Genomic DNA, 6,087 nt, shown 5'->3' with positions numbered 1-6,087 from the left:
AGATGTACTGGTTATGTACAATTCATTGAAGCTGTTAAATTAGCATCAGCTAAACTACAGAAGAAAAACTAACGAACTAAATATAATGAATTCTTTCATATGTCATCCTAAAGACCATAAAATGACATTTAAGTACTTGAAAGTCTTCAGCATGACATAAAGGAAAACAAAATAATTAATCCGTTATATATCAATGTAGTAAAGATTGGAGGAAGGAAAATGGGAAAAGCTGGATTATTTACACCTATTAAAATAAATACATTAGAATTACCAAATAGAGTGATTATGTCTCCAATGTTCTCTAACTCAGCAACTAAGGATGGATTTGTAACAAACAATACAATAAAACACTATGTGGACAGGGCTAAATCAGGAGTAGGTCTTATTATGACTGAGCATACAAGTGTAAGTTCAGTATATATCCACCCAGGAAACAGACTTCAGATAAGCAGAGATGAACATGTTAAGGGATTAAAGAGACTTGTTGAAGCTGTACATCAGGAGGACTGCAAAATAGGTCTTCAGATAGCACATTCCATATATGGAGCAGGTTTAAAACCATCAGATTTGACAAATGAGCAATGCTATGAAATAATCGAAGATTTCGTCAACGGAGCAAGAAGGGCAGTTGAGGCAGGATTTGATGCTATAGAATTGCACTATGCTCATACTTATACAATGGCTGATTTTATCTCAAGGAGAACAAATACAAGGACAGATGAATTCGGTGGTGACATCTATGGAAGAATGTTCATTCATATTGAGATATTAAAAAGAATCAGAGAAATGGTTGGTAAAGACTATCCGCTATTCGCAAGAATAAGTGCAGAGGAATTTATCGTAGGTGGAAATACACTGGTTCAAACTCGTATATTCGCAAAGGAGCTGGAAAAATACGGTATAGACTGTATGGATGTATCTGCTGGTGTAAGATTCGATGATGGTGGCTTGAAAGGCTATAGCGATCAGAGAGGAAAGCCAACAATCGAATACCCGGATGGACCTAATGTGTATTTAGCAGAAGATATTAAAAAGCATATATCTATACCTGTAGTTACTGTTGGTAAGCTTGGCAACCCAGAAGTCGCAAAAAGTGTAATAGAAGAAGGACGAGCAGATCTGGTGGCCTTAGCAAGACCGCTGATTGCAGACTCCATGTGGGTTCGCAAGGTCAAAGAAGGAAGATACGATTTAATAAAAGAATGCTTATACTGCACTGAATGCTTATATGAAAGACATGATCCTGAAGCATATATACACTGCATGAGATATACTTGCCAAAATGCTTGCCCTGCAAATGTTGAGGTACCTGTATATATTGATTTGGCATCTCAGAAGAGATATAAGGAAGCATATCAGGTTATACAATCAGAAAATCCATTACCATTAGTATGCGGCAGAGTATGTCATCATCCCTGTGAATCCATGTGTAACAGAGTTAAGATCGATGAGCCAATGGCTATTAGAGGCATAAAGAGATTTGTTACTGACGCAGTTCTTGAACAAGAAGGGAAATTACCATTACCACAAATGGAAAAACCTAATGGCAAGAAAGTTGCAGTAATAGGTTCCGGACCTTCTGGTTTATCCTGTGCCTTCTTCTTACAGAAGAAAGGTTATAGTGTAACAGTATTCGAAGCTCTTCCTGTAATCGGTGGAATGCTTAGAGTAGGACTTCCTGCATATAGATTGCCTAAAGATTTATTGGAGAAAGAACTTGATATTTATAGAGAAATGGGTATCGAATTCGTTGTTAATAAACGATTAGGTGTTGATATGTCAATTGATGACCTAAAGAATATGGGCTATGAAGCTATATATCTCGGAGTTGGTACTCATGGCGATAGAAAACTCAACATAAATGGTGAAGATGCTGAAGGAGTGCTATCAGGAGTAGAGTTCCTGAGAAAGCTAAATCTTGGAGAAGAAATCAGCTTCACAGGCAAAAAAGTTGCAGTTATTGGTGGAGGAAATGTTGCAATAGATGTAGCAAGAAGCGCAACAAGACTGGGAGCAGAAAAAGTAATGCTATTCTGTCTTGAAAATAGACAGCAAATGCCTGCCCATGTATGGGAAATAGAAGATGCAGAAAAAGAAGGAGTAGAAATTAATCCTTCCTGGGGTCCAAAAGAAATATTAAAAGATGGAAACAAGACAGCAGCTATAACATTTAAAAAATGCTTGAATGTTTTCGATGGTGAAGGTAGATTTAATCCAAGCTTTGATGAAAATGATATAAAGAAAGTTGATGTGGATTATGTCATAGTATCAATTGGACAGGCCATGGAAAGAACCTTTAACGAAAAAGAAACTAACAAGGTTGAACTCAGGGGTAACTTCATTAAATCCTACTTTGGAGGTTATACAAACATCCCCTATGTATTCGCAGGAGGAGATTGTGTAACAGGTCCTGATTCAGTTGTAAGAGCCACAAACGAAGGAAAAATGGCAGCAGCTTCTATAGATAAATACTTAGGTGGAGACGGCCAGGTTATAGACAAGAAGAAGTATAAGAGAGAATTATCCAGACCTGTTAATGAAGAAAAGGCTTGCAGACAGCAAATGGAGAATTTGGCTGTAAAAGGCTGCTCAGGCTGCTTTGATGAAGTAGAAAAAGGCTTCACTGAAGAAGCAATGATAAAAGAAGCAAATAGATGCTTAAGATGTGATGTACTAAAGGTGAGCAAATTATAATGATCCGAAAATACATTGTTTCAAAGGCGAAAGGTACAAATGACCTGCCTCATTGAAACATTATGTAAAATAATCAGCGATGTTTTTAATAAAGCATGAAATGAGGAGTGGAAAAATTGAAAGAGCTTAAAATTTTGTCACCATGTGGAATTTTGGGTTATGGTTATCCCAAAGAATCCTTCTATAACGGTTTAAGTAAAAAGCCGGATATAATAGCAGTTGATGCAGGTTCTACAGATGCGGGACCACACAAATTAGGTGCTGGTGTAGGTATAGTGAGTAAAAAAGCTGCTAAGAAAGACTTGGAGCTTATGATTCAAGCTGGATATGACTTAAACATCCCAGTAATAGTTGGTTCTGCAGGAGGTTCTGGAGCTAAGCCTCATGTAGAATGGACCATGGCTGTTATAAAAGAAATACTTGAAGAAAAGAAGCTTAAGATGAAAACTGCCATTGTATGGGCAGATATTGATAAAAACTATATCAAAAAGAAAATGGCTGAAAACAAGGTACATCCTATGAACTATGTACCTGAATTAACTGAAGAAGCCTTGGATAAGACAACTAGTGTAGTAGCTCAGATGGGACATGAACCTATAATAAAAGCTTTGGAAGAAGGCGCTCAAATTATTGTAGCAGGTAGAGCCTATGATCCATCTGTATTCGCAGCATATCCAATAATGAAAGGATTTGACGCCGGTTTAGCTTATCACTTAGGTAAAATACTTGAGTGCGGTGCATTATGCTGTGAGCCTGGAACTACTAAGGATTGCATGATGGGTTACCTAAGAGAAGACCACTTCTTGCTTGAACCATTGAATCCAAATAGAAAATGTTATGTAAGCTCTGTAGCAGCTCATACCTTATACGAAAAAGATCATCCATATTTTTTGCATGGACCAGGATTTGCATTGGATCTGTCCAACTGTAAGTTTGAACAGCATGCAGATGGAGTTGTTAAGGTATCAGGAAGCAAACTAATCAAAAAACCTTACACAGTTAAGCTTGAAGGTTCTGCTAAAGTAGCCTACAGAACACTAGTAATAGGTGGTACTAGAGACCCTATCGCTATACAGAACATTGATGATATTCAAAATGAGATTAGAGAGCAAGTTGCAGCATATTTTGATGATATTCCAAGGACAGATTATCAGATATTATTCCACCTTTATGGAAGGGATGGAGTTATGGGTCAATTAGAACCAGTAAAAACTCCTGCTCATGAACTTGGAATAGTAATGGAAGTAATAGCATCAACTCAGGAACTGGCAAACACAATTTGTGCCAGCGCGAGATCCACATTGATGCACTTCCCTTACAAAGGAAGAAAAGCAACTGCTGGTAATATAGCTTTATTGTATTCACCTTCAGATATAGAATTCGGACCAGTATATAAGTTTACAGTATATCATCTGATGGATATTGAAGATCCTTGTGAATTATTCCCAACAGAATTCGTGGAAATTTAGGAAGGAGGTTTCTGACATGGCAGAAACAAAGACGCTTTATGAATTGGCAAAGGTACTCAGGAGCAAAAACTCAGGACCTTTTGAACTTACTATGGATGTAATATTCGATAACAAGGATTATTATGAAAAAGTTAAAAATTCAGGGATAATCACTAAAGAATTGGTGTGTAAGTTGTATAATATAGAAGAAAAAGATATCTCTACATTAGTATTCTTTGATCCTGCAATGGCGTTTAAAGTTACTATCAGAAGACCCATTGACTCTGGCAGCATAGGAGAGACAGATGTATATGGTGCACAGCAGCATGCACCATTAATGGGAGTAGTTATTCCTATGTAAGTTAATAATGCCCCTAACATAATGATGGTTGGATGACATTAATATAATGGCATCCAACCATTATAATATTTTTATAATCATTTTACAGAAAGGAATATTCCAATGAATGATATTATTTCAAGAATAATACCTATAGTATTGTTGATTTCTATCGGTTCCTTCATGAGATATAAGAAAGCATTGAAGGAAGAAACTGTCTATGAAATGAAGAAGTTTGTTGTTAATTACTGCCTATCTGCATTCTTATTTATTACTTTTGTAAACATAGTTCTAAAAAAGGAGCATTATTATATAACCATTATAACGATTATTATGCAGTGCGCATTCTTTGGGATATCGCTCTTGCTAAACAAAATAAAGTCAATTCATCATCCATTGCTTCCATATGTTACATCGGGTACCGCCTTCGGATTCATAGGAATTCCTTTGTTTAATGCAATCTTTGGGGCTGAAAACATAGATAAATTTTCTATACTGGCAATAGGTCACGAATTCTATCTTTGGTTAGTACTTTATGCTCAAATGAGTATAAGGCTAGGGAAAAATGAGTTTTCAATTAAGTCAGTATTGGCTTTGTTTAAAACTCCTACAGTTATCAGCATAACACTGGGAATTCTCTTAAATATACTTGGCTTCAACACAATAATTAAAACTAATGGAGTCCTGAAGGGTATTTATACTACCATAGAATACTTATCAACTCTTTCCATACCACTTATAATAATTATAATAGGTTACGGCTTAAAGATTAATGAGAAATATATGAAAGAGAGCACAAAACTGTTACTGGCAAGAATGGCTGTTATGTTGATAATTGGTTATGCATTTAAATATTTTATAATTGATAATATTATCCAACCTGATGCAATTTTTGATTATGCATTTCTTACTTTCCTTATTACAGCGCCACCATTATCTCTGCCTTTGCTTGTGAGTATGTATAGTACAAAAGAAAACGAAGAACTGGCAAATAACCTAATTGTTTTAAGTACAATTGTAACAATTGCATTATTTGTTGTATTAGGATTTTTTGTATAAAGATTATGTTGCCTAATGCAACTTTTTTTATTAACTGTGCTATAATTAATATGGCAATAGCCTATTATTTGTGACAGAGGTATATTATATGTCTGATATTCTTTACAGATTTAAACATAAAGGGAGCTTCAAAAAAGAAGTGAAGCTTTTTATACTAAATACATTTATCAGCTATCTTGTGATGGCTGCCTTTGCTAATGTGCTCCAAGGTATATATTTTAAAAGTCTTGGGTTGGATGAAGATTTCATTGGTAATGTAATAGCCATCAGAACATTATTGACAGGCTTAAGTGCTATACCCGTAGGTATTATATCAGATAAAATAGGCAGAAAAAATGCGGTCATGTTAGGAATAATCATTAGTTTTATCGGTTATATAGGACAATCAGTATTTATTTCTCCATGGCTCATCTATTTTTTTGCCTGTGTAAATGGTATAGGTATAGCAGTTATGTATGTCAATGAAGCACCATTTCTGGTTGAAAACTGTGAAGAAGAGAAGAGAATCAATTTATTCAGCATTAATTTTATAATAATGCAGTTTGC

Annotated in this window: 5 protein-coding genes; all 5 read left to right on the top strand. The window is 35.5% G+C overall.

Going from position 1 to position 6,087, the window contains the following annotated elements; all coding sequences use genetic code 11:
• The first annotated feature begins 219 nt into the window (after positions 1-219).
• Positions 220-2,694 (top strand): FAD-dependent oxidoreductase, encoded by a 2,475-nt coding sequence (locus tag ACESM9_RS13700; RefSeq protein ID WP_372999803.1) that lies wholly within the window; start codon positions 220-222, stop codon positions 2,692-2,694.
• Positions 2,695-2,801: 107 nt separating this feature from the next.
• On the top strand, positions 2,802-4,163 hold the full coding sequence (locus ACESM9_RS13695; protein ID WP_372999799.1) for an acyclic terpene utilization AtuA family protein: 1,362 nt from the start codon (positions 2,802-2,804) through the stop codon (positions 4,161-4,163).
• 16 nt (positions 4,164-4,179) lie between these two features.
• Positions 4,180-4,503 (top strand): DUF4387 domain-containing protein, encoded by a 324-nt coding sequence (locus ACESM9_RS13690; RefSeq protein ID WP_372999796.1) that lies wholly within the window; start codon positions 4,180-4,182, stop codon positions 4,501-4,503.
• A gap of 102 nt (positions 4,504-4,605) precedes the next feature.
• Positions 4,606-5,541, top strand: a complete 936-nt coding sequence (locus ACESM9_RS13685) for a malate permease (RefSeq protein ID WP_372999793.1) — start codon at positions 4,606-4,608, stop codon at positions 5,539-5,541.
• 88 nt (positions 5,542-5,629) lie between these two features.
• Positions 5,630-6,087, top strand: a 458-nt coding sequence (locus tag ACESM9_RS13680; RefSeq protein ID WP_372999791.1) for an MFS transporter, incomplete at its 3' end; no start/stop codon positions are given.

Source organism: Lutispora sp. (genome assembly GCF_041687175.1).
Lineage (GTDB): Bacteria > Bacillota > Clostridia > Lutisporales > Lutisporaceae > Lutispora.
Note: the sequence above shows the minus strand (reverse complement) of the source record. Positions and strands in the feature narration are given on the sequence as shown.

Excerpts from the sequence above, each read along its gene's own strand:
- ACESM9_RS13690 (WP_372999796.1), top strand. The coding sequence starts at position 4,180 with ATGGCAGAAACAAAGACGCTTTATGAATTGGCAAAGGTACTCAGGAGC.
- ACESM9_RS13685 (WP_372999793.1), top strand. The coding sequence starts at position 4,606 with ATGAATGATATTATTTCAAGAATAATACCTATAGTATTGTTGATTTCT.
- ACESM9_RS13700 (WP_372999803.1), top strand. The coding sequence starts at position 220 with ATGGGAAAAGCTGGATTATTTACACCTATTAAAATAAATACATTAGAA.